General features: G+C 43.4%; 1 protein-coding gene. It reads right to left on the bottom strand.

Annotation, left to right across the window (positions count from 1 at the left end; translation table 11 throughout):
• Positions 1 to 54: 54 nt before the first annotated feature.
• Complete coding sequence (locus FTV28_RS13425; protein ID WP_103254392.1) at positions 55 to 1,389, bottom strand: ISNCY family transposase; 1,335 nt, start codon at positions 1,387 to 1,389, stop codon at positions 55 to 57.
• Positions 1,390 to 1,482 lie beyond the last annotated feature (93 nt).

Below are 1,482 nucleotides of genomic sequence, written 5' to 3'. Positions count from 1 at the left end.
TGTTATTCACCAATTAAAATGTCTATGCGATAAACCATTTAAAATGTCCTGTTTTTAACTGCAAGAGTCAAGAACAGGATTTAAATTTCTTTGTTCATTGCTAGCTTTCTGAGCTTTACGACTCGGCATACTTTTCTTGGCACGGGAACGTTTATTCTGTTTTTCCAACTCTTCATGCTGTTGTTGGATATGGGCCAGAACTGCGCCTAACCGTTTATTCTCAACCACTTCATTCTGCTGCAGTCCAGTCAGTTTATTGAAGATACTGTAGTTGATCTTCCGTCCTTCATACATGATCGCAACAGTGCCATCCGGGTACTCCAGAAATGAAATGTATTGTCCAACTAATTTCTGGTTCAATTCAGTCGGTTCAAGCATATAAATACATTTGTCATACGTCAGGGTTAGATTCTTGGTGACCTTACGTGGTTCCTGCCAGGTAAAAATATCATCCAGTTCAAGATCAGATTCGGTTAATGGTCGATGTAAATTCTTTGAGTTACGCGCACACTTGGCGAACTTCTGATTGAACTGCTCAATGAAGCAGGGTAGCCAAGCATTGGCTTCAGCAATCGAACTGATGCCTTCCAGACGCATCTCTTTGATCAGACGATCCTGAAGTGTCCTGTTAGCACGTTCCACACGTCCTTTGGCCTGTGGTGAGTTGGCAAAAATAATATCGATGTTTAACTCATTCAGAATCCGCCCAAATTGCGTGATCTTGCTGTCTTGGCTCGATTTCTGATTCACTCGGAATACTGAGTGTTTATCGCTATAAAAGGCCAAAGGCTTGCCATATTGCTTAATGTAGGCTCTCGTGGAAAGCATATAGTCGAAGGTCGTTTCAGCCTCACAAAAGCGCAGATGCAACAGCTTTCCAGTGGCGTCATCGATATAAACCAGCAAACAGCATTTGGCGGATCGTCCTTCAAACCAGTCATGATAGGAGCCATCAATCTGGATCAGTTCACCGAAGCAATCACGGTTATATCTAGGCTGATATGGACGTTTCAGACGCTTGGATCGCGGAATCCAGAGCTCATTGGCAGTCATCCAGCGACGAACTGTTTCCACAGGAATATTCAGCTCAAACATGCTGCTGAGCTTCTCATGCGCCAAGGTGGGCCCAAAGCCCAGCAGATGTTCAGAAATAATGGAAAGGCACTTTGCTTTTAACAAGTCATCATGGCGACGATGGCCAGGTTGACCACGACTGGCATGAGCCAGACCTGAAACACCATCTTGATTGAGCTTCTGCAATAACCGGGTAATTTGACGGGTGGAAAGATTCAGGATTTCAGCAGCACGGACTTGGGTAATACGATGATCTCGAACGTCTTGCAGAACCGCAAGACGTTGAATTTCTTTGTCAGACATAGTGATCAGCATCTATATTTCATATCCAGTCCATGATGGTTAAATCATCATAAACTAGACATTTTTATTGGTGAGAATACAGACACTTTAAATGGGTTCTAACAT

The sequence above is a fragment of the Acinetobacter sp. YH12252 genome (assembly GCF_013417365.1).
Classification (GTDB): domain Bacteria; phylum Pseudomonadota; class Gammaproteobacteria; order Pseudomonadales; family Moraxellaceae; genus Acinetobacter; species Acinetobacter towneri.
The sequence above is the reverse complement of the archived record's forward strand: the minus strand, read 5'-3'. Positions and strand labels throughout refer to the sequence as shown.